This is a genomic window from Actinomadura xylanilytica (assembly GCF_030283145.1).
Classification (GTDB): domain Bacteria; phylum Actinomycetota; class Actinomycetes; order Streptosporangiales; family Streptosporangiaceae; genus Spirillospora; species Spirillospora xylanilytica.
Genome location: NZ_JASNWE010000003.1, coordinates 1,075,913 through 1,095,439 on the forward strand (window position 1 = coordinate 1,075,913; position 19,527 = coordinate 1,095,439).

The window sequence follows — 19,527 nt, forward strand, 5'->3', positions numbered from 1 at the left end:
GTTTTCAGGGCACCGAGGGACCGGTGACCAGCCGTCCGCGCCGGTCGAACGGCCAGCCGTTGATCTTGCAGCCCTTGAGGCCGAAGATCTGCTGCTGCATGACCGGCGCGGCCCGGCCGCGGCCGGCGCAGGTCATGTGGCCGAAGCCGAGCCGGTGGCCGACCTCGTGGTTGATCACCAGCGCGTGGTAGTGGTCGGGCTGCCCGCGGTAGAAGGTGGTGAGCAGCAGCCAGCGCTTCAGGTTGACGACGACCTGCTTGCCGACGCTGCAATTGACCTTGCCCTCGGTGGTCAGGCCGTACGCGCCGCAGATCTTGTCGACGGTCCCGGGCGAGGCCAGCCGCACCACGAAGTCGTAGGGGCCCGAGTCGACGCGGCGGAACGACCACTTGCCGCCGGCGGTCCAGCCGCGCGGGTCGGCCATGATCCGGTCCACGCTGCGGGCGAACGCGGTGGGGTTCTGGCGGAGGCCGCCCTCGACCTCGACCATGTAGCGCATCAGCTTCCCGTGCCCGTACGCCCGGGTCGCCGAGGGCGGGCGGGTGAACTTCCCGTCGCCCTTCGCGGGGATGTACGGCGGCTGCTTCGGGGTGACGACCGGCGGGCTGGACGGGGCGGTGTCGGCGGAGGGGCTCGAGGTCGCGGGCGAGTCGGGGGTGTCGGCGGCGAGCGGCTTCTTCCCCGACATCGACCCCCAGGCGAGCATCGCGCCCGCGCCGAGCGCGACGAGCAGCACCAGCGACACCGTCAGGATGATCGCGCCCCGCACCCGGTTGCGCCGCGCGCCCTCGAACTCCCGGTCCAGGTCGGCGGCGAGGTTGCCGAGGGGCTGGGGGGCGTAAACCGACTCCTCGAACGGCGGCTCCTCGTACGGCGGCGGCTCCCCGTACGGTGCGGGCCCGCGCGGCGGGGGCGGCGCGGCGGGCGGCGGGGCCTCGGCCCGGCGGTGGGACGAGGAGCGGCGGGAACGTGGTCGCGATCGTGGGGGCTGCATGGCGCAGCACAGCATGCCAGAAACCAGGGCGATTCTAATCATTTCGCGTGACCTCGCAGGTCAGCGCAAACAAGTTGCCGCTCCGACCGCGTGACCGGAACAATCCGGACCGCGATGAGCAGACACCCCCGCCGGATGACCGCCCAGGAGACCGTGGCCATCCTCGAGAGCGGCGAATACACCTCTCCCTCCGGCAGCACCGTCACGATCGCCGGACGTCTCGACTCCGCCGTGTACGGCACCGTCCTGCACCGGCCCGGCGACAGCCTCGCCCCGTTCGGACGGCCCGAGGCGCTCCCCGAGGGCCGGGCGACGCGCGTCGAGGTCACCGGCGAGACCACGCTCGCCGCCGCGCGCCGCCTCTGCGGCCCGGACACGCCGCCCCTCGCCCTCAACTTCGCGTCCGCCAAGAACCCCGGCGGCGGTTTCCTCAACGGCGCGCACGCCCAGGAAGAGGGTCTCGCGCGCTCGTCGGGCCTCTATACGACGCTGCGCGCGGCCCCCGAGTACTACGAGTTCCACCGCGAGCAGCGCGACCTGCTCTACAGCGACCACATGATCTACTCACCCGCCGTGCCGGTGTTCCGGGACGACGCGGGACGGCTGCTGGACGAGCCGTACGACGTCGCGTTCCTCACCTCCCCGGCCCCGAACCTCGGGGCGATCCGCGACCCGGCCGTGGCCGCGCGCGTCCCCAAGGTGCTGCGCTCGCGCGCCCGCCGGGTCCTCGCGGTGGCGCTCGCGCACGGCCACCGGCGGATCGTCCTCGGCGCCTGGGGCTGCGGGGTCTTCGGCAACGACCCGCACGAGGTCGCCGCCGCGTTCGACGAGGCGCTGCGCGCCGACTTCGCCGGGTTCTTCGAGCACGTCGTGTTCGCGGTCTGGGACACGGCCGCGGGCTCCCCCCGCCACTCCGCCTTCGAGCAGGTCATCACCCCCTCCCCCTGATCACCCCGCAGGCCCCGCAGGTACCGCCGCCTCCGCCTCCGCCTCCGCCTCCGGGGGCACCGCGGCGGCGAGCCGGGCGGGGAGGGGCCGCGCGTGCACGACGTCGAGGCGCGACACCGCGCGGGTGAGCACCACGTACAGGCGGTGCAGCCCGCGGGCCTCGGCCTCGGCGATCCCGGCCGGCTCCGCGACCACCACGTGGTCGTACTCCAGCCCTTTGGCCAGCGTGGCCGGGACCAGCGACACCCGTTCGTCCCCGTCGGCGGTCCCCGCCGTGATCCCCGCCGCGCGCAGCGCGCCGGCCAGCGCGGGCAGCGCCGCGTCCGCCGCGATCACGGCGATCGAGCCCTCCCGCGCGAGCGCGTCCCGCACGGCCGCGCGGACGCCCTCGGCCAGGTCATCGGACGGACGGAGGCGCAGCTCCCCGTCGCCGCGCGCCGACCGGCCGGGCGGCACGTCCACGTCCAGCGCGTCCAGCAGCCGGTTGGCCAGGGCCAGGACCGCGCCCGGCACCCGGAACCCGCGGGTGAGCGGCACGATCCGCGCGTCCGGCACGCCGAGGTGGGCGAGCTGCGCGCGCCACTCCCGCGCCGCCCACGGCGTGGTGCCCTGCGCGAGGTCGCCGAGCACCGTGAGCGAGCCGAGCCCGCCGCGGCGGGCGAGCACCCGGCACTCCATCGGCGACAGGTCCTGCGCCTCGTCCACGATCAGGTGGCCGTGGCCCCGGGCCGGTTCGATCAGCCCGGCGGCCTCGTCGATCAGGACCGCGTCGGCCGCCGTCCAGCGCGCCGACCTCGCCGGACGGGGCCGCGCCCACCGGATCGCCGTCCGCTCCGCCTCGGTCAGCGTCCCGCCCGCCGCCGCCGCGAGAGTCCCGGCGTCGCCGAGCAGCGCCGCCACCAGTTCCTCGGGCCGCGTCCTCGGCCACGTCGCGTCCAGGAAGGCCGTGACGGCGCGGGAGCGGCCTGTCCGGCGCTGCCAGGCGGCATTCGTGGGCTGTCCCCGGCGTTCCGCCTGCCGCTGGAGCAGCGCCACGACGCGCGACCGGACCCGATCGCGGCCCGTCTCGTACGGCACCCGCTCGCCGCACACCGCGTCGACGATCGCCCGCAGGTCCGCCGGCGGAACGCGCCAGCGGTACGCGCCGTCCGGGACCACGAGCGTCTCCTCGGGGCCCGCCACCCGCGCGTACAGGGCCCGGCGCAGCACCGGCGCCATCCGCGCGTCGTGCTTGACGATCGCCGCGGCCCCCTCGTCCACGCCGCGCACGGCGGTGCGCTGAAGCAGGCCGTCCAGCGTGGTCTGCTCGACGTCGACCTCGCCGAGCGCGGGCAGCACCGCGGAGATGTAGCGCAGGAACGTCGGGTTGGGGCCCACGATCAGCACCCCGGACCGTTCGAGCCGCTTGCGGTGGCTGTAGAGCAGGTACGCGGCGCGGTGCAGGCCCACGGCGGTCTTGCCCGTCCCGGGCGCGCCCTGGACGCAGATCGACTCGTCCGGCCCGGCGCGCACCAGATCGTCCTGCTCGGGCTGGATGGTCGCGACGATGTCGCGCATCGGCCCGCGCCTCGGACGTTCGAGCTCAGCGGCGAGGATACAGCCGGCAGGCCGGGTGTCCGCGCCGTGCTCAGGATCCGCGCCGCGCTCGGTGCCCGCGCCGCGCCCGAGGTCTTCGTCCTCGAATCCGGTCAGCGTCAGCGAGGCCCAGCCGAACCTGCGGCGCACCGCGACGCCCTGCGGCTCTCCGGCGCTGGCCTGGTAGAACGCCCGCGCGGCCGGCGCGCGCCAGTCGAGCACCAGCGGCGGACGTTCCGGGCCGCCGGAGATGTGCCGGCGGCCGATGTGGTAGCGGCGACCGGCGTGGTCCCCGGCCTCGGGCCGGGCGCCGAAGTCCAGTCGCCCGAAGAACGGCGGACCGGCCGGCTCCCCGGCGATCCGCCCGGCGTTGCCCTTCAGCAGCCGCCCGAGCGATTCGAGGGCGAACCCGTCGGCGCCCGCCGCCTCCCCGATGACGACCTGGTGCCGGGCCGCGTCGACCATGGCGGCCAGCGCCTCGCGTGCGTCCGCGGCGTGCCGCCGTTCCCGTTCGAGCTCGTCCATGACGGTGAGCACCTCCTCCGACAAAATCTTAACCTGGTTAATATAGTGACCTGGTTAAAAATTTGCCCGAGTCGCCCCGCTGCTACGCTCGGCGCATGGCCGAACCGACCGGACTCCGCGAGCGCAAACGGGAACGCACCCACCGGGCGCTGTCGGATGCGGCGATCGCGCTCTTCCTGAAACACGGCTTCGACCGGGTCTCGGTCGCGGACGTGGCGGCGGCGGCGGAGGTCTCCAAGCCCACGCTGTTCAAGTACTTCGCCACCAAGGAAGACCTGGTGCTGCACCGCGTCACCGACCACCGGGGCGAGTCGGCGCGCGTCGTCCGGGACGCGCCGGACCGGCCCCCGCTGACCGCCCTCCGCCGCCACTTCCTCGACGGGCTCCGGCGGCACGACCCCGTCACCGGCCTGAGCGACGCCCCCGAGGTCCTCGCCTACCACCGGATGGTCTTCGCCACCCCGAGCCTGCTCGCCCGCCTGGCCGAGCACGCGGCGCGCGAGGAGGAGGAGCTGGCCGCCGCGCTCGCCGAGCGCCGCGGCCCCGGAGACGCGGGCGCCGATCTCACCTCCGGGCCGGCGGCGGCCCAGGTGATCGCCGTGATGCGCGTCCTCGCCCGGGCCAACTGGCGGGCGCTGGCGGACGGACGCGACGCCGCCGCCGCCCTCCCGGACGCACTGGCGGGCGCCGAGCACGCGTTCGACCTGCTCGACACCGGCCTCGCCGCCCACCTGGCCTGACCTCCCGGCCGCCCGCGCGCACCGCGGCGAGAAGAACCGCGGTCACTGCTCGACGTAGGAGCCGATGCCGCGGATGAAGATGTCGAGGCCGAACTCGAAGCGTTCGTCGCCGTCGCCGTCGGTGAGATCGTCCACCATCGCGACGACGTTGGGGTAGCGCTCGGCCGGCAGGGCCTTGAAGTACTCGCGGATCTCGGCGATGTAGCGGAGGAAGTGCTCCGTCCCGCCCTGCCCGTCCTCGGTCTTGGCGGCGTAGAGGGTGTTCTCGACGCTGTCGGCGTCGATGAACGCGCCGAGCGTGTCGACGGCCAGGGCGGCGATGCGGGGCGGGACGCCGCCGGCCCGCATCACGGCGAGCTGGAACTCGGCGAGGCGCAGCAGGTTGGGGCCGGTGGGGATGAGCGCCAGGGAGACCCTGGCGATGTCGGCGTGCGCGCCCCACACGCGCCGCACCTCGCGGGCCAGGTCCTTGAGCTGCTCCTGCCAGCGGTCCGGATCGATCTCGGGGACGCGGATCTCGCCCGCGACCCGGTCGAGCATCAGCTCGCGGAGCTCGTCCTTGCCGGAGACGTGGGCGTACAGGGAGGCGGGCCCGGTGCCGAGCTCCTGGGCGACCCGGCGCATGCTGACCGCGTCCAGCCCCTCGGCGTCGAGCACCCCGATCGCGGTGCCGACGATGAGGTCCTGGCTGAGCGGCCGCTTGGACGGGACGGCCTTGCGCGGCCTGCGGCCCGGAGGCGTCGGCATGCCGGCGGGTGCGGCCATGTCGGAACCTGCCAATCTCGCGATACATCTTGACTGTCGAGAATCGCGATATATCTTCTCTGTTGAGGAGAGGTTCTCGGCCGACACCCCTCCCACTCCGGTCAACGAACATCGTACTTGACACGAACAGTATTCGTAATTTAGAACAGTGTTCGTCATAACGAACCCTGTTCCAACAACGGAGGACCCTCATGACCGAGACCATCGAGACCGGCAGGGCGGAGGAGGACCGTCCCGACGCCGCCACCGGCGGCTACCGGTGGCGCTGGGCCGCCCTGCTGGTGATCCTCGCCGGCGAGGTGATGGACATGCTCGACGTGCTGATCACCAACATCGCCGCGCCCACCATCCGCGCCGAGCTCGGCGGCTCGGCCAGCACCATGCAGTGGCTCGCCGCCGGCTACACCCTGGCCATGGCGGTCGGGCTGATCACCGGCGGCCGGCTCGGCGACCTCTACGGCCGCCGCCGGATGTTCCTCATCGGCGCCGGCGGGTTCACCGTCGCCTCGCTGCTGTGCGGGATCGCGGTCAGCCCGGGGACGCTGATCGGCGCCCGGCTGCTCCAGGGCGCGTTCGGCGCGCTGATGCTGCCGCAGGGGATCGGGATGATCAAGCAGATGTTCACCCCGAAGCAGATGGCCGCCGCGTTCGGCCTGTTCGGGCCGATCATGGGGCTGTCCTCGGTCGGCGGCCCGGTGCTGGCCGGCTGGCTGGTGGACGCCGACCTGTTCGGCACCGGCTGGCGGATGATCTTCCTGATCAACCTGCCGGTGGGCCTGGCCGCCGTGCTGGCCGGCCTGCGCTACCTGCCCGCGGGCCGGTCCAAGCAGGCCACCCGGCTCGACCTCACCGGCGCGGCGCTGGCCTCCACCGGCGCCGGGCTGCTGGTCTTCCCACTGGTCCAGGGCCGCGAGCTGGACTGGCCCGCGTGGACGTTCCTGATGATGGCCGCCTCGGTCGCGGTCTTCGCCGTGTTCGCCTGGTACGAGGTCCGCAAGCAGCGCGCGGGCGGCGACCCGCTGATCGTGCCGAGCCTGTTCCGCAAGCGCGGCTTCACCGGCGGCCTGGCCGTCGGGCTGGTCTTCTTCTCCGGCGTGGCGGGATTCGGCCTGGTCTTCTCGCTCTACCTCCAGATGGGCCTCGGCTACTCCCCGCTGAAGGCCGGGCTGTCGCAGATCCCCTGGTCGGTCGGGATCATGGTCGGCTTCGGGGCCGCGCAGGCCGTGCAGCGCCTCGGCCGGACGGTGATCCACATCGGCACCGCGGCCATGGCGGCGGGCGTCGCCGGGATGGTCGCGACCCTCCACCTGGCCGGCCTGGACGTGACGCCCTGGCAGTTCACCCCGGCGCTGATCGTCACTGGGCTCGGCATGGGCATGATGATGGCGCCGTTCTTCGACACCGTCCTGGGGGGCGTCGAGCCCGAGGAGACCGGCTCGGCCGGGGGCACGCTCACCGCGGTCCAGCAGCTCGGCAGCGCCCTCGGCGCGGCCGTCCTCGGCACCGTCTTCTTCGGCATCCTCGGCGGGCACGTGACCGGCGCCGTCGACCACGACGCGCCCGGACTGCGCGCACAGCTCACCGCCGCCTCGGTCCCGGCCGCCCGGCAGGACCCGATCGTGGCCGGGCTGCGCGCCTGCGGCGACGACCGCGCGACCGCCAAGGACCCGGCCGCGGTCCCCGCGTCCTGCGCCCGGCTCCAGCGGGACGTCGCGGCGGCCGTCGCCACCGTCCCGGAGTCGGCGCCCGCCGTCCAGCGGGCCGTCGGCGCCGCCGCCGGGCACTCGGCCAAGACCGGCTTCGACGGCGCCATGAAGGTCACGCTGTGGGTCGAGGTCGGCCTGCTCGGCCTCACCTTCGTGATGGTCTTCCTGCTGCCGATGCACGCCCGCCCCGAGGAGGACGCCCCGGAGCCCGAGACCGGGACGGGAGCCGTCCCCGCCACCGCGTGACCCCCCGGCGAAACACGGCGGCCCGTGACCGAACCCCCGTCACGGGCCGCCGCCGGGACGGCCCTCAGGCCGCCGTCCAGCGCCGTCGGCCGTCAGACGCCGCCGGCGGTCAGAGCTTGCTCAGCACCTCGATGGCGAGCAGCTCCAGGTGGCCGAGGTCGTCGAGGTCGAGGACCTGGAGGTAGAGGCACTCGGCGCCCAGCTCCGCGAAGCGGCCGATCTTGTCGACCAGCTCGGCGGGCGTGCCGGCCAGGCCGCTCTCCCGCAGCTCGTCCACATCGCGGCCGATCACGTCGGCGCGGCGCTTGATCTCGGCCTCGTCCCGCCCGCAGCACACCACCTGCGCGGCGGAGTAGACCATCGGGCGGGTGCGGCCGGCGTCCCGGCAGGCCGCGCGGACGCGGTCGAACGCGGCGCCGGTGTCGTCCGGCATCGTGAACGGCACGTTGTACTCGTCGGCGTAGCGGGCGGCCAGCCGCGGCGTCCGCTTGGCGCCGACCCCGCCGATCAGCACCGGCGGGCCGTCGGGACGCGCGGGCTTGGTCAGGGCGGGCGAGTCCGCGAGCCGGTAGTGCTCGCCGTCGAAGGAGAAGGTCTCGCCGTCCGGCGTGCGCCACAGCCCGGTGATCACTTCGAGCTGCTCCTCCAGCCGCTCGAACCGCTCGTTCAGGCTGGGGAACGGGATGCCGTAGGCGGTGTGCTCCTCCTCGAACCAGCCGGTGCCGATCCCGAAGTCGACCCGCCCGGCGCTCATCCGGTCGACCTGGGCGACCGCGACGGCCAGCGGGCCGGGCAGCCGGAAGGTGGCCGCGGTCACCAGCGTGCCGAGCCGGATCCGGCTGGTCTCCCGGGCCAGCGCACCCAGGGTGATCCAGGCGTCGGTCGGGCCCGGCAGGCCCGGCACATCGCCCATCTTCAGATAGTGGTCGGAGCGGAAAAAGGCGTCGAACCCGAGGTCCTCCGTGGCCTTGGCGACCGACAGCAATGTCTCGTAGCTGGCCCCTTGCTGGGGCTCGGTGAAGATCCGAAGACGCATGCCCCCATCCTCGTCCCCGCGGGGCGCCGTGAGCGCGCCGGGTCCGGAATCCGGAATCCGGAAGGGGCCGATCCGCCTGTCCGACCTGGCCGCAAAGCCAGCCTTTCGGTGCCGTCCGGCCTGGAACCTGCGGATTCGCCTGCGTCCGGACGGGCACTCGGGTTGAATCGTCGCGAACCTGCTCCCGACCCATGGAGTTGACCATGGCTGTCTTCGGCGTCGACTACGCGTGGGGGCGCCCCGGCGCGGCCGCGCTGAAAAAGGCCGGCGCGAAGTTCGCGTGCCGCTACCTCTCGCACGACACCACCGGGAAGAACCTCACCCAGGCCGAGGCGAACGAGCTGTCGGCGGCCGGCCTGTGGCTGGTGGTCGTCTGGGAGACCTCGGCGAACCGCGCGCTGGACGGGCGCGCGGCCGGCCAGGCCGACGCCCGGGACGCCGCCGCCCAGGCGACCGCGCTCGGCATGCCCGGCGACCGGCCGATCTACTTCGCCGTCGACTTCGACGCCTCCGCCGCCCAGCAGTCGGCGATCAACGCCTACCTCGACGGCGCCGCCTCCGTCATCGGCCGCGGCCGGGTGGGGGTCTACGCGGGATACGGGCCCACCAAGCGCGCGTTCGACGCCGGCAAGATCACCTATGGCTGGCAGACGTACGCCTGGTCCGGCGGCAAGTGGGACTCCCGCGCGCAGCTCCAGCAGTACTCCAACGATCACACGATCAACGGAGTGGGCGTCGACTACAACCACGCCGTCAAGGACGACTACGGGCAGTGGCGCGTCGGTGTCTCACCCGGAGAGGACGACATGCCCGATTACGTGTCCGTCGGCGCCACCGCCGCGCAGCCGCTCGCCCCCGGCAAGTGGACCACCGTCAACTGGGACACCGAGTACGCCGACTCCCGCGGCCAGCACCGCGACGACGGCGGCCCGAGCCTGCTCACCGGCCCGGCCCGCTACACGCTCACCGCGGCGGTCACGGTCAGCGGCGTCCCCGCCGGCACCCTCATCCAGGCGCGGGCGATCGAGGTGGACGCGGCCGACACCACCGAGTACGAGGGCGGCCCGGTCCAGGACTTCGCCTCGGTCGGCGACGAGACCAACCTGGTGTACGGGGTGGCCGCCGACAACGTCGGCCAGGACCACCGGGTCCGGATCCAGCTCGTCCAGCACGGCACCGGCGCGGCCTCGATGACCGGCGGCTCCGCGAAGGTGCTGTTCTGGAAGTAGCCGCGCCCGCGCTAGCGCCGCTCGTCCTGCCGCTCCGCGGCGAGGCGGGCGGCGTTGTGCAGGACGCGGGTCTGCGTCTCGATCTGCCTGAACAGGTACCGCCGCTGGAGGCGCAGCTCGCGGGAGAGCCGCAGCACGGCGAGCGTGAGGCCGGCGACGGCCAGCGCCAGCCCGGCGCCGACGAGCACCAGCGGATCGGGACGGCCCGGGGCGATGGCGAGCGCGATCGCGATCACGCCGAGCACGGCGCCGGAGACGCCGGCCACGCCGGCCGCCGCGGCGCCGGGCCCCCGACGAGGATGGGCGCGTCCGCGCATCGGTGACACTCCTTCGCCCATGGAGCGGGGGCTCCTGACCGGGATCGGCACCTCCAGTGTTCCCGCTTGTCAGTAGCCGTAACAACCGGTCAGATCCTGAATGATTTCAGACTCCGGAGAACGTCACCGCCCGTCGGGCTCCCCGTACAGCGCGCGCAGGAAGGCCAGCGCCATCCGCCGCTTGTCGCCCGGGTCGGCGCGCAGGTCGGCGAAGTAGGCGTTGAGCTCGTCCAGCTCCTTGAGCACCACGTCCATACCGGGCCGCGGGGACGCCCCGGCCGGCTCCCCGCCCTCGCCGATCCGGACCAGGTCCCCGGGCCGCCACTGCAACGCGTCCTCGATGGCGCTGCGGGTGCGCGCCTGGGGCCAGCGCTCCCCGGCCTCCAGGTTGTAGATCGTCTTGACCGTGACCCCGGCCCGCTCGGCGAGCTGCTCCTGGGTCAGGCCGAGCGACCCGCGCCGGGCGACCACGTACTTGGCGATCCGTTCCCGGTCCAGCTCTCCAGCCATGCCCCCAGCATGGCGGAAACATTAAGGAACATCCAGTAACCCTCAGTAGAATATTTCCTACGCATCACTTTCCGTTACTTACCGATTTGCCTTGAAATATTACTGATAGGTTCCTATCGTGGCCGGTGGGTCCGCCGATACGGGCCTCCTCCCAGGTCCCCCGGCGCAGCCCCGGCGTACACGAAGGGGCGGGTAACCGTGACCGAGAAAGGACCGATCACCCTGGAGCTGGCGCTGGCGGAACTGCGCCGCGGCATCGAGGTCAGGCTCGCGGGCCTCGAAGGCCGGATCGCGCTGCTCGGCCAGCGCGACGAGCTCCACGAACGCCAGGTCGCCGACCAGGCCCGCGAGATCGGCGAGCTGGAGGATCGCGTCGGCGCCGCCGAACGCGACCAGGTCACCCGCGGCCAGCTCGACAACCGCTTCCGGCACACCGTGGCGCTGCTCTCGCTGCTGGCGGCCACCGCCTCCGTGGCGATCGGCCTGCTGACCACGCTCCTCAGCCGCTGAGCACCGCGGCCTCCCGGTCCGGGGCGAGCCCGACCACCTCGCGGTCGGCGCGATGCGGCACCTGCCCGTCCAGGCTGCGCAGCCAGGCCCAGGTGTCGGCGACGGTCTCCTCGACCGGACGGCACCGCAGCCCGTGGGCCTGCGCCTTCGACGCGTCCCCCTGGTGGAGCGTGTCATAGAGCTCCCCCGGCGGCAGCCAGATCGGAAGCTCGGTCCATGGCTCGATGCCCGCCGCGAGAAGGGTCTCCGGGGCCGTCCAGCGCAGCTCGGCATCGACGCCGGTGACGTCCACGCACGCCTCCAGCAGCCGGCCCATCGTCGCGTGGCCGGGCGGGCTCACCACGTTGAACGGGCCGCCCAGCCCCTCCGCGTCCAGCACCCAGCGGGCCAGGTCGCGCGCATCGATGTACTGCAACGGCAGATCCTCGGGCCCGGGCGCCAGCACCGTCCCGCCCCGCGCGATCCGCGACAGCCACCAGGGCAGCCGCCCGATGTTCTCGTACGGGCCGAGGATCAGCCCGGCGCGGGCCAGCAGCGCCCGCTCCCCGAACGCGGCCAGCGCCGCGAGCTCTCCCCCGCGCTTCGCCTCGGCGTACTCGGCGTCGCGGGCGTCGGGCGACCCGCCCACCACGGGCCCGTCCTCGGCGAGCCCCCGCGGGGCGGGCGCCTCGTACACCGACCGGCTGGAGATGTAGACGTACCGGCCGGCCCGCGCGCTCAGCCGCTCGGCCGACTCGCGCACGGCCCAGGGCGCGCCGGACCACGTGTCGACGACGACGTCCCACACGCCCAGTTCGAGCGCCGCCAGGCCGTCCGCGCGGGTGCGGTCCCCCCTGAGCGCGACGACCCCGTCGGGCACCGCGTGGCGTCCACGGTTGAACACGGTCACGTCCCACCCCCGTGCCACCGCCTCCTCGGTCACGGCCCGCCCGACGAATTCCGTCCCGCCCAACACCAGAAGCCTCATAAAAGACACCCTGCCCACCACCCCGCCACCCTGAACAACCGCCCCCGCTCAGCATCGCCGAGCCAGGCGGAATCCGGCCCACGAACAACTCCGAGCGGCCACCGCACCCGCGACCCGTCCGGCAAAATGCCGGGGACGTCCGCACAAGTAGGCGGCTGTCACCCTTCAGCCACGACAGGCGTCCGTGTGACTGTCAGTGGCGACCTGTTCAATTGGCCCATGGAAACGCAACGGCGCGGACTCTTCTGGGACGTGCAGGCAGGACGGGTCCCCCCTCCACCCGCAGCGAAGCTCCTCGGCTGGGAGCTGGTCGCGGTGGACCCCGAGCAGGGGACGATCGAGGTGGCCTTCCAGGCGAGCGGGCAGTTCGCGAACCCCGTCGGCGCGATCCAGGGAGGGTTCCTGGCCGCGATGCTCGACGACACCTTGGGCCCCGCCCTCGTCGCGACGTTGCCGGAAGACCGGTTCGCGCCCACTCTCGATCTCCACGTGCAGTACCTTCGCCCCGCCCGCCCCGGACGGCTCCTGGGCCGCGGACGGATCGTGCAGCGCGGCAGGGAGATCTGCTTCCTCTCCGGCGAACTGATCGGCCAAGACGACCGTCCGGTAGCCGTCGCGACCGCCACCGCCCGGATCCAGACCGTCCCCCAGAACCGGCCGCCCCTCTCTTGAGCAGGGCCCTTGCTGCGCACCGTCCGAACCACCGTCCACGCCGGCCGTTCGGGCCCGACAACGGGGGCGGGCCGCCCCGGTCTAGTAGGCCGGGGGCGGCCCGCGATGTTCGCCGATCGGTCAGGCCCGGGCTCGAAGGACTCGGACATGTCTCCTCCAGATGATTTCGGAGAGTGATAGGACAGGTACATTGAGTCACGATTGGGGTACGTGGCACTGCCCGCCACGGTGACGTCCCTCTGTGACCAGGCATTTCCCGCACTGTCCACACTCAAGGCATGGCCCTCTCGCCCGGCTCGCGCGCCGCCTCGCGGTCTTGGCCGACGCCACGGCCCCGGAGGCGAGCATGGGCTCCCAGGGCCGTGGCGGATCAGGCGAGGGTGGCCGTCCAGGACCCTCTACGCAGGTGGATCACGCCGTCCGGGGCGACGGTGGCGCGGGCTCCGTGCACGGGCAGGGATCCCGTCGCGGAGTCAGCGGGCCCGGACTCGTCGTCGCCGGTGGCCACAGCCCCCGATCATGAGGTCTCCCCGTCACCTGGGCCGTCTGGACCGGGCCTCAGTTTCGCGGCGATCGCGTAGTCGATCCTCACGTCCCGGTAGGTGACGTCCTTCCTCACATTGTCCGGCAGCCCCTCTCTCACGCTGCCGGACGACGACTCGCCGTCGGCGTCCCCGGTGAACTCGACGGCGTTCTCGGGAGTCTCGTCGAACCGGAGTTCGTCGGCCTTGATCGTCGCCTCGAAAAGAATCTCGGCCGACCGCCGGAGCTCCGGCCCCGGGCGCTTTCCGCTCATGATCGCCTACTTTCCCGGCCGGGACGTAGCCTGCAACAACGCCCGCATCAGGTCGCGAAGGGAATCCTCGGTCTCGCGGAGGGCGCCCTGGATCGTGCTGCTCTCATGCTCCCCCTCTTCATTCGAAGGTGAGCCCTCGCTCCTCTGATCCGGCTCCCCGTCATCTCCGGCCTCGTCGGAGCCCTGCTTGCCGGACTCCGGCTTGTCGGAATCCTGCCGCTCCGTGGCCTCGGCAGGCTCGCCCTTAGCCCCGCCTGCGGTCTTGTCGACCGTCTCCCCGGCACCATCTGCGACGCGATCTACCTCCGGCGCGGCACCATCGACTGCCTTGCCCGCCTTCTCGGTGGCGCCGCTGACAAGGGAGCCGCCATTCCCTGCGACTTGCCCGGCTTGCTCCCCGACGCTCCCAGCGGCCTGCCCAGCACCCTCCCCGGCCGCCCCGACTGCCTGCCCAGCACCCTCGCCGACGCTTCCGGCAGCCTGCCCAGCGCCCTTACCAACGTCCTGGACCGCGCCGCCGGCACCCTTACCAACATCCTCGACCGCGCCGCCGGCACCCTTACCAACATCCTCGACCGCGCCGCCGGCACCCTCACCGATCTGCTGGACGGCTCCGCCGGCACCTTCCCCGACGTCCTCGACGGCATGCCCCGCGCCCCGGCCGACGTCCTCGACGGCTCCGCCGGCGCCCCTGCCGACCTCGCTGACCGCCTTGCCCGCGCCGTGGGCCGCCTCCTCCACGCCGCGGCCGATGTGCTGGAGGATCTCGGGGTTTCGGTCGAGCGTGGTCAGTACCCGGTCGACGATGACCGCCACGTTGTCGAGGCGGACCTGGAGAAGCGCCTGCGCCTCGACGCCCTTGATCTGGAGGTTCACCTTGCCGAGGTACACGTCCGCGCCGACGTTCAGCTTGAGCATGTCGAGCACCCTGGCGCCGAGCGCCACATGCGCGTCCAAATTCTCGACCTCCAGGGAGATCTCGTCGACCTTCAGCAGCGGAACGTTGAGGTGGACGTCCGGCCCCTCGCCGGCCGTCGGCCTTTCTTCCGCCGCGATGGTCTGCGCGGGTGTGTCCACCGCGCGTACATCTCCGTTGTATCGGGCGGTCCTCTCAGACCCGTTCTCGTCCATGGCTCCCCCTGCGCTGGCGCTGACCTCGATCGCGACGATGCGCTTCGCACGCTCTCCCAGGCCGCTACCCCTGTCCCCATAGGGAAAAACGTCCAGGTCAGTCGACTGATGGAACGGCTAGTCCGCGTCGGGCTTCCCGCTGTCGCCGTCCTGCGAACGATCCTCCGGTCCATCCCCCGCACGACCCTCGCTCTCCGCGCGGTCCTTCGGGCCGTCCTCCGCGCGATCCTTGGAATCGGAGCCCTCGTCCGCCTTCTTCTTCTCCTCTTCCTCCTTGACCGCGTCGTCGTGCGTCTTGACGACCTCGCTGTCGCGGATCTCGCCGCGCCAGCCCTCGGTTTCGCCCTGCTCCAGGATCGCCTGGGTCATCATGTGCCGCTTGATGTGCTTGAAGTCCAGCCGGAGCCGGCGTCCCTGGGCGCGCCAGAGGTTCGCGGTCTTCTCAACGAAGCCGTCCGGGTGGTACTCGGCCACCAGCAGCACCCGCGTCAGGGTGGGGGCGATCTCGTGAAAGGTGACCGCGCCGTCGACGTACCCCTTGTCGCCCTCCGACTTCCAGACGATCCGGTCGTCGGGGACCTGCTCCACGATCGTGGCCTGCCAGCTCCGGTGCGACATGAAGATCCGGGCCCGCCAGGTGAGCTTCTCGTCCGACTCCTGCTCGACGGTCTCCACCTTGCTGGTGAACTTCGGATAGTCGGCGAACCGGGTCCACTGGTCGTAGGTCACGCGGAGCGGGAGCCCCACGTCGAACTCCTCGACGATGTTGATGACCTTGGCGTTGCTGGAGCCGGTGTTGCCACCACCGCCCCCCTTGTCGCCACCCGGGCTCAGCGCTCCCTTGGCCTTGTCCTTCGCGCCGGTCATCCCGGCGTGGAGACCGGCCTTGAGGGGCGACTTGCCCTTGGCGAGCTCCTTGGCCCCGCTGACGGCCGCCTTCGTGCCGGTGCCGCTGTCACCGTTACTGTCCGTGAGCCGCTCGGTCAGGCCCTGGACCTTGCCGGTGGCGGACTGAAGCGCCTTGACCATCAGCGCCTGCACGACGTCCTGACCGGCCTCCTTGAGCTGGTCGATGGGAAGGTCGGTCGGAGTCCGCGGCTTGTCGTCGATATCAGTCATCATCACCACTTCGCCTCGCCGAAGGCACAGCCGCCCTGTAAAGCGGCAGTGCTGACGTCATCCGGCCCGGTGCCACACTTCAGCGCGTCCCCCGTGCCCGGTGTTTCTCTTGGCATGACCGGAACTCAGGGGACAAAACGCCTATAGAGATTGAAAATGGTAAATAGGTGCCGGTAGCGCGGACGACTGGCCAGGGTCGCTGAGGCCGGTTCAGTGCCGGTTTCGTGCGCACCTCATGTGCGGTGATCTTGAAATACCGAGGCGCAGGGTGACGTGAGGACTGCCTCGAACGGTCGGGGCAGGCGGCGGGTCTAGCCTCTGACCAGGGTGGCCAGGACCTCTACGTGCTGGGTCATCGGGAAGGCGTCGAAGGCGCGGAGGGACTCCAGGGTCCAGCCGCGCTCGCTGAAGTAGGCCAGGTCGCGGGCGAGGGTGGCGGGGTCGCAGGAGACGTAGGCGATCTTGCGGCCGGCGATGCGGGTGATCTGGTCGACGACGCCGCGGCCGGCACCGGTACGGGGCGGGTCGAGGACGACCACGTCGGCGCGGCGGACGCGGGCGCCGCCCTGGTGGCCGGTGCCGCCGCGCTTGTTCTGCGAGCGCCCGGAGCCGTCGGCGCGGCCGAACTCCAGGTCGGCGACGACCTGCTCGACCGGGCCGCGCTCGATCGCGACGTGGGGCAGGTCGCGCAGGTTGAACTTGGCGTCGCGGACGGCCTGGCCGTCGGACTCGACGCCGACGACGAGGCCGTCGGGGCCGATGCGGTCGGCCAGCACGCCGGCGAACAGGCCGACGCCGCAGTACAGGTCGAGGGCGATGTCGCCGGGCTTGGGCTCGAGCGCCTGGAGGACGGCGTCGGCGAGGAGCTGGGCGGCGCCGGGGTGGACCTGCCAGAAGCCGCTGCCGCTGACCTGGAACAGCCGGCCGGAGACCTCCTCGCGGACGTAGGGGAGGTTGGCCCCGGGCTCGGGCTTGCCGCGGACGAGGCGGACGGGCACGTCGAGGTGAGGCACCCGGATCTTGCGGCGGTCCCGGCCGCGGAGGACCACCAGGCGGTCGCCGGTGGCGGCGGACACGACGCCCTCGACGCCGGACGCGCCGGGCCAGCGCTTGTGCTCGATGCCCATCGCCTCGACGCCGGGGTGGGCGATGAGGCACTCGTCGACGGGCTCGAGGTCGTGCGAGCGGTGCCGGCGGAGGCCGACGGTGCCGTCCTCGACGGCGAACTGGACGCGGGTGCGCCAGCCGAGGCCGGGGCCGGGGGTGAACTCGTCGGAGGCCGGGTAGGGCACCTCCTCGACGACGACCTCGCGGGTGATGCCCGCCAGGCGCTGGAGCTGCTCCTCGATCACGGCGGCCTTGAGCGCCCGCTGGGCGGGCAGGGACGCGTGCTGCCAGTCGCAGCCGCCGCAGCGGCCGGGGCCCGCGAACGGGCAGGGCGGAACGACGCGGTCGGGAGACGCCTGGAGGATCTCCTCGGCGTCGGCCCGCAGGAAGCTCTTGGTCACGTCGGTGACGCGGGCGCGGACCCGCTCGCCGGGGAGCGCGTGCCGGACGAAGACCACCCGGCCCTCATGCCTGGCCACGCAGAATCCGCCGTTGGCGACGTTGCCGACCTCCAGTTCGAGAAGGTCGTCGAGTCCGAGATCAGCTGTCACGTTCCGAAACACTACCGCCACCGGCGGGTGCATCGTCCCGGTCGGGGCCGTGCCGGGGCGGGCGGCGGGACGCACCGGGGCCGGGCGGCTCCACCCGGCCCTTGAGCCGGTCGGACGAGTGGAGCTGCCAGGCGACGCTGGTCACCATGACGCCGGGTTGGAACAGCAGCCGGCCCTTGAGCCGCAGGGCGCTCTGGTTGTGCAGGAGGTGCTCCCACCAGTGCCCGACGACGTACTCGGGGATGAACACGGTGACCACGTCGCGGGGGCTGCGGCGGCGCACGCTCTTGACGTACTCCAGGACGGGCCGGGTGATCTCCCGGTACGGCGAGTCGAGGATCTTGAGCGGGACGGGCACGTCGAGGGCGTCCCATTCGCCCTGGAGGCGCTGGGACTCCTCGGCGTCCACCGCGACGCTGACCGCCTCCAGGGTGGACGGGCGGGTGGCGCGGGCGTAGGCCAGCGCGCGCAGCGTCGGCTTGTGGATCTTGGAGACGAGCACGATCGCGTGGTTGCGGGCGGGCAGCTGGACGTCCTCGCCGGTCGGCACCAGCTCGTCCGCCACCCGGTCGTAGTGCCGCCGGATCGCCTTCATCAGCAGGAACAGCAGCGGCATCGCGATGCACACGATGTAGGCGCCGAGCGCGAACTTGGTGATCAGCACCACGACCAGCACCACGCCGGTCAGCATCGCGCCGAACGCGTTGATGCCCCGGGAGGTGCGCATCCGGCGGCGCTGCGCCGGGTCGTCCTCGGTGGCGAGCAGCCGGTTCCAGTGCCGGACCATGCCGACCTGGCTGACGGTGAACGAGACGAACACGCCGACGGTGTAGAGCGGGATCAGCCGGCTGACCGACGCGTCGTAGGCGTAGATCAGCAGCCCCGCCATGGTGGCCAGGATGATGATGCCGTTGCTGAAGGCCAGCCGGTCGCCGCGGGTGTGGAGCTGGCGGGGCAGGTAGCGGTTCTGCGCGAGCACCGAGCCGAGCACCGGGAAGCCGTTGAAGGCGGTGTTGGCGGCCAGGAAGAGGATCAGCGCGGTCATCACCGCGACCAGCGCGAACCCGGGGGTGAAGTTGCTGAACACGGTGTGCGCGACCTGCGCGATGACCGGGTCGGAGTCGACGACCTCGCGGCCGGTGGACGGGTCGACCAGGTGGCTGCCCTGGTCGGGCTCGGCGAACTTGGCGTCGGTGATGAAGGCGAACGCGGTGACGCCGCCGAACATCGTCATCGCCACCACGCCGAGCGCCAGCAGGGTGCGGGCCGCGTTCTCGCCCTTGGGCTTCTTGAACGCCGGCACCCCGTTGCTGATCGCCTCGACCCCGGTGAGCGCGGCACAGCCGGACGAGAAGGCGCGCAGCAGCAGGAACACCAGCGCGAACCCGCCGACGCCCATCTCCTCGCCGCGGATCTCGAAGTCGGCGGTCTCGGCCTGGAGCTCGGCCCCGGTGAGCAGCCGCAGCACGCCCCACAGCAGCATGCTGCCGATCGCGAACATGAACAGGTAGGTCGGGATGGCGAAGGCGACCCCGGCCTCCTTGAGCCCGCGCAGGTTGCCGAGGGTCAGCAGCACCAGGATCACCAGCGCGACCGCGACCTCGTGCGGCTGGAGGAACTTCAGCAGGGCGCCGATGTTCTCGACGCCGGACGAGACCGACACCGCGACGGTCAGGACGTAGTCGACCAGCAGCGCGCTGGCGACGAGCACGCCCCAGTTGGAGCCGAGGTTCTCGGTGGCGACCTCGAAGTCGCCGCCGCCGCTCTGGTAGGCCCGGACGTTCTGCCGGTAGGAGGCGACGACGGTGAGGAGGATCACCACGACGGCCGCGGCCACCCACGGGGTGTACTGGTACATGACGAGCCCGCCGGCCCCGAGGGCCAGCAGGATCTCCTGGGGCGCGTACGCCACCGACGACAGCGCGTCGCTGGCGAACACGGGCAGCGCGATGCGCTTGGGGAGAAGCTGCTCGTGCTGCTGGGCGCTGCGCAGAGCGCGTCCCAGAAGCACCCGCTTCACAAGGTCCGGAGCCTTTGACACGGACGAGACTCTAGCCCGTGGGGCGGACGGTGCCCGGACGCG

Annotated in this window: 19 protein-coding genes; 6 read left to right on the plus strand and 13 right to left on the minus strand. The window is 72.4% G+C overall.

The features are described 5' to 3' along the window. Positions 1 to 4: 4 nt before the first annotated feature. Positions 5 to 994, minus strand: coding sequence for a DUF3152 domain-containing protein (locus QP090_RS22530; RefSeq protein WP_285941112.1), 990 nt, complete (start codon positions 992 to 994; stop codon positions 5 to 7). 114 nt (positions 995 to 1,108) lie between these two features. On the opposite strand from QP090_RS22530, the gene QP090_RS22535 reads away from it, so the two are divergent. After that, the gene (locus tag QP090_RS22535; RefSeq protein WP_285941113.1) at positions 1,109 to 1,942 is read left to right on the plus strand and encodes a TIGR02452 family protein; all 834 of its coding nucleotides are present in this window, start codon (positions 1,109 to 1,111) and stop codon (positions 1,940 to 1,942) included. Here the strand turns inward: QP090_RS22535 and QP090_RS22540 are convergent, their stop codons facing one another. Further along, positions 1,943 to 4,066 (minus strand): HelD family protein, encoded by a 2,124-nt coding sequence (locus QP090_RS22540; protein WP_349666503.1) that lies wholly within the window; start codon positions 4,064 to 4,066, stop codon positions 1,943 to 1,945. A gap of 71 nt (positions 4,067 to 4,137) precedes the next feature. Here QP090_RS22540 and QP090_RS22545 point away from each other — a divergent pair, with 71 nt between their 5' ends. Continuing rightward, entirely contained in the window at positions 4,138 to 4,782 is a 645-nt protein-coding gene (locus tag QP090_RS22545) for a TetR/AcrR family transcriptional regulator (protein WP_285941114.1), read from the plus strand. Positions 4,783 to 4,824: 42 nt separating this feature from the next. Here QP090_RS22545 and QP090_RS22550 read toward each other — a convergent pair whose 3' ends face one another. Next, a complete protein-coding gene (locus QP090_RS22550) occupies positions 4,825 to 5,547 on the minus strand; it encodes a TetR/AcrR family transcriptional regulator (RefSeq protein ID WP_285941115.1) in 723 nt (240 codons plus the stop codon). A 191-nt stretch (positions 5,548 to 5,738) separates the two neighbouring features. Between QP090_RS22550 and QP090_RS22555 the strand changes: the two genes are divergently transcribed. Further along, positions 5,739 to 7,499, plus strand: coding sequence for an MFS transporter (locus QP090_RS22555; protein ID WP_285941116.1), 1,761 nt, complete (start codon positions 5,739 to 5,741; stop codon positions 7,497 to 7,499). Positions 7,500 to 7,608: 109 nt separating this feature from the next. On the opposite strand, the gene QP090_RS22560 is transcribed toward QP090_RS22555, so the two are convergent. After that, positions 7,609 to 8,535 (minus strand): LLM class F420-dependent oxidoreductase, encoded by a 927-nt coding sequence (locus QP090_RS22560; RefSeq protein WP_285941117.1) that lies wholly within the window; start codon positions 8,533 to 8,535, stop codon positions 7,609 to 7,611. A 203-nt stretch (positions 8,536 to 8,738) separates the two neighbouring features. Between QP090_RS22560 and QP090_RS22565 the strand changes: the two genes are divergently transcribed. Then, entirely contained in the window at positions 8,739 to 9,764 is a 1,026-nt protein-coding gene (locus QP090_RS22565) for a glycoside hydrolase domain-containing protein (protein WP_285941118.1), read from the plus strand. A gap of 11 nt (positions 9,765 to 9,775) precedes the next feature. On the opposite strand, the gene QP090_RS22570 is transcribed toward QP090_RS22565, so the two are convergent. Further along, positions 9,776 to 10,081, minus strand: a complete 306-nt coding sequence (locus tag QP090_RS22570; protein ID WP_285941119.1) for a hypothetical protein — start codon at positions 10,079 to 10,081, stop codon at positions 9,776 to 9,778. Between the two features lie 123 nt (positions 10,082 to 10,204). Continuing rightward, positions 10,205 to 10,591, minus strand: a complete 387-nt coding sequence (locus tag QP090_RS22575; protein WP_285941120.1) for a helix-turn-helix domain-containing protein — start codon at positions 10,589 to 10,591, stop codon at positions 10,205 to 10,207. A gap of 198 nt (positions 10,592 to 10,789) precedes the next feature. Here QP090_RS22575 and QP090_RS22580 point away from each other — a divergent pair, with 198 nt between their 5' ends. After that, entirely contained in the window at positions 10,790 to 11,101 is a 312-nt protein-coding gene (locus tag QP090_RS22580) for a hypothetical protein (RefSeq protein WP_285941121.1), read from the plus strand. Here QP090_RS22580 and QP090_RS22585 read toward each other — a convergent pair. After that, a complete protein-coding gene (locus QP090_RS22585; RefSeq protein ID WP_285941122.1) occupies positions 11,091 to 12,068 on the minus strand; it encodes an NAD-dependent epimerase/dehydratase family protein in 978 nt (325 codons plus the stop codon). The two genes, QP090_RS22580 and QP090_RS22585, sit on opposite strands and share 11 nt — an antisense overlap. 219 nt (positions 12,069 to 12,287) lie before the next feature. Between QP090_RS22585 and QP090_RS22590 the strand changes: the two genes are divergently transcribed. Further along, positions 12,288 to 12,740, plus strand: coding sequence for a PaaI family thioesterase (locus tag QP090_RS22590; RefSeq protein ID WP_285941123.1), 453 nt, complete (start codon positions 12,288 to 12,290; stop codon positions 12,738 to 12,740). A 370-nt stretch (positions 12,741 to 13,110) separates the two neighbouring features. On the opposite strand, the gene QP090_RS22595 is transcribed toward QP090_RS22590, so the two are convergent. The 6 genes from QP090_RS22595 to QP090_RS22620 form a co-directional block, all read right to left on the minus strand. Next, the gene (locus QP090_RS22595; RefSeq protein WP_285941124.1) at positions 13,111 to 13,248 is read right to left on the minus strand and encodes a hypothetical protein; all 138 of its coding nucleotides are present in this window, start codon (positions 13,246 to 13,248) and stop codon (positions 13,111 to 13,113) included. Between the two features lie 9 nt (positions 13,249 to 13,257). Further along, entirely contained in the window at positions 13,258 to 13,536 is a 279-nt protein-coding gene (locus QP090_RS22600) for a hypothetical protein (protein WP_285941125.1), read from the minus strand. Positions 13,537 to 13,542: 6 nt separating this feature from the next. Next, on the minus strand, positions 13,543 to 14,667 hold the full coding sequence (locus tag QP090_RS22605; protein WP_285941126.1) for a hypothetical protein: 1,125 nt from the start codon (positions 14,665 to 14,667) through the stop codon (positions 13,543 to 13,545). Positions 14,668 to 14,784: 117 nt separating this feature from the next. Further along, entirely contained in the window at positions 14,785 to 15,789 is a 1,005-nt protein-coding gene (locus tag QP090_RS22610; RefSeq protein ID WP_285941408.1) for an SRPBCC family protein, read from the minus strand. A gap of 308 nt (positions 15,790 to 16,097) precedes the next feature. Further along, positions 16,098 to 17,444: a class I SAM-dependent RNA methyltransferase gene (locus tag QP090_RS22615; RefSeq protein ID WP_285941127.1), complete on the minus strand. Its 1,347-nt coding sequence runs from the start codon at positions 17,442 to 17,444 to the stop codon at positions 16,098 to 16,100. Continuing rightward, positions 17,434 to 19,485, minus strand: coding sequence for an APC family permease (locus QP090_RS22620; RefSeq protein WP_285941128.1), 2,052 nt, complete (start codon positions 19,483 to 19,485; stop codon positions 17,434 to 17,436). The genes QP090_RS22615 and QP090_RS22620 overlap by 11 nt, the downstream gene beginning before the upstream one ends. Between the last annotated feature and the right edge of the window lie 42 nt (positions 19,486 to 19,527).

Excerpts from the sequence above, each read along its gene's own strand:
- QP090_RS22610 (WP_285941408.1), bottom strand. The coding sequence starts at position 15,789 with ATGATGACTGATATCGACGACAAGCCGCGGACTCCGACCGACCTTCCC.
- QP090_RS22600 (WP_285941125.1), bottom strand. The coding sequence starts at position 13,536 with ATGAGCGGAAAGCGCCCGGGGCCGGAGCTCCGGCGGTCGGCCGAGATT.
- QP090_RS22555 (WP_285941116.1), top strand. The coding sequence starts at position 5,739 with ATGACCGAGACCATCGAGACCGGCAGGGCGGAGGAGGACCGTCCCGAC.
- QP090_RS22585 (WP_285941122.1), bottom strand. The coding sequence starts at position 12,068 with ATGAGGCTTCTGGTGTTGGGCGGGACGGAATTCGTCGGGCGGGCCGTG.
- QP090_RS22590 (WP_285941123.1), top strand. The coding sequence starts at position 12,288 with ATGGAAACGCAACGGCGCGGACTCTTCTGGGACGTGCAGGCAGGACGG.
- QP090_RS22605 (WP_285941126.1), bottom strand. The coding sequence starts at position 14,667 with ATGGACGAGAACGGGTCTGAGAGGACCGCCCGATACAACGGAGATGTA.
- QP090_RS22550 (WP_285941115.1), bottom strand. The coding sequence starts at position 5,547 with ATGGCCGCACCCGCCGGCATGCCGACGCCTCCGGGCCGCAGGCCGCGC.
- QP090_RS22545 (WP_285941114.1), top strand. The coding sequence starts at position 4,138 with ATGGCCGAACCGACCGGACTCCGCGAGCGCAAACGGGAACGCACCCAC.
- QP090_RS22560 (WP_285941117.1), bottom strand. The coding sequence starts at position 8,535 with ATGCGTCTTCGGATCTTCACCGAGCCCCAGCAAGGGGCCAGCTACGAG.
- QP090_RS22535 (WP_285941113.1), top strand. The coding sequence starts at position 1,109 with ATGAGCAGACACCCCCGCCGGATGACCGCCCAGGAGACCGTGGCCATC.
- QP090_RS22570 (WP_285941119.1), bottom strand. The coding sequence starts at position 10,081 with ATGCGCGGACGCGCCCATCCTCGTCGGGGGCCCGGCGCCGCGGCGGCC.
- QP090_RS22575 (WP_285941120.1), bottom strand. The coding sequence starts at position 10,591 with ATGGCTGGAGAGCTGGACCGGGAACGGATCGCCAAGTACGTGGTCGCC.
- QP090_RS22530 (WP_285941112.1), bottom strand. The coding sequence starts at position 994 with ATGCAGCCCCCACGATCGCGACCACGTTCCCGCCGCTCCTCGTCCCAC.
- QP090_RS22565 (WP_285941118.1), top strand. The coding sequence starts at position 8,739 with ATGGCTGTCTTCGGCGTCGACTACGCGTGGGGGCGCCCCGGCGCGGCC.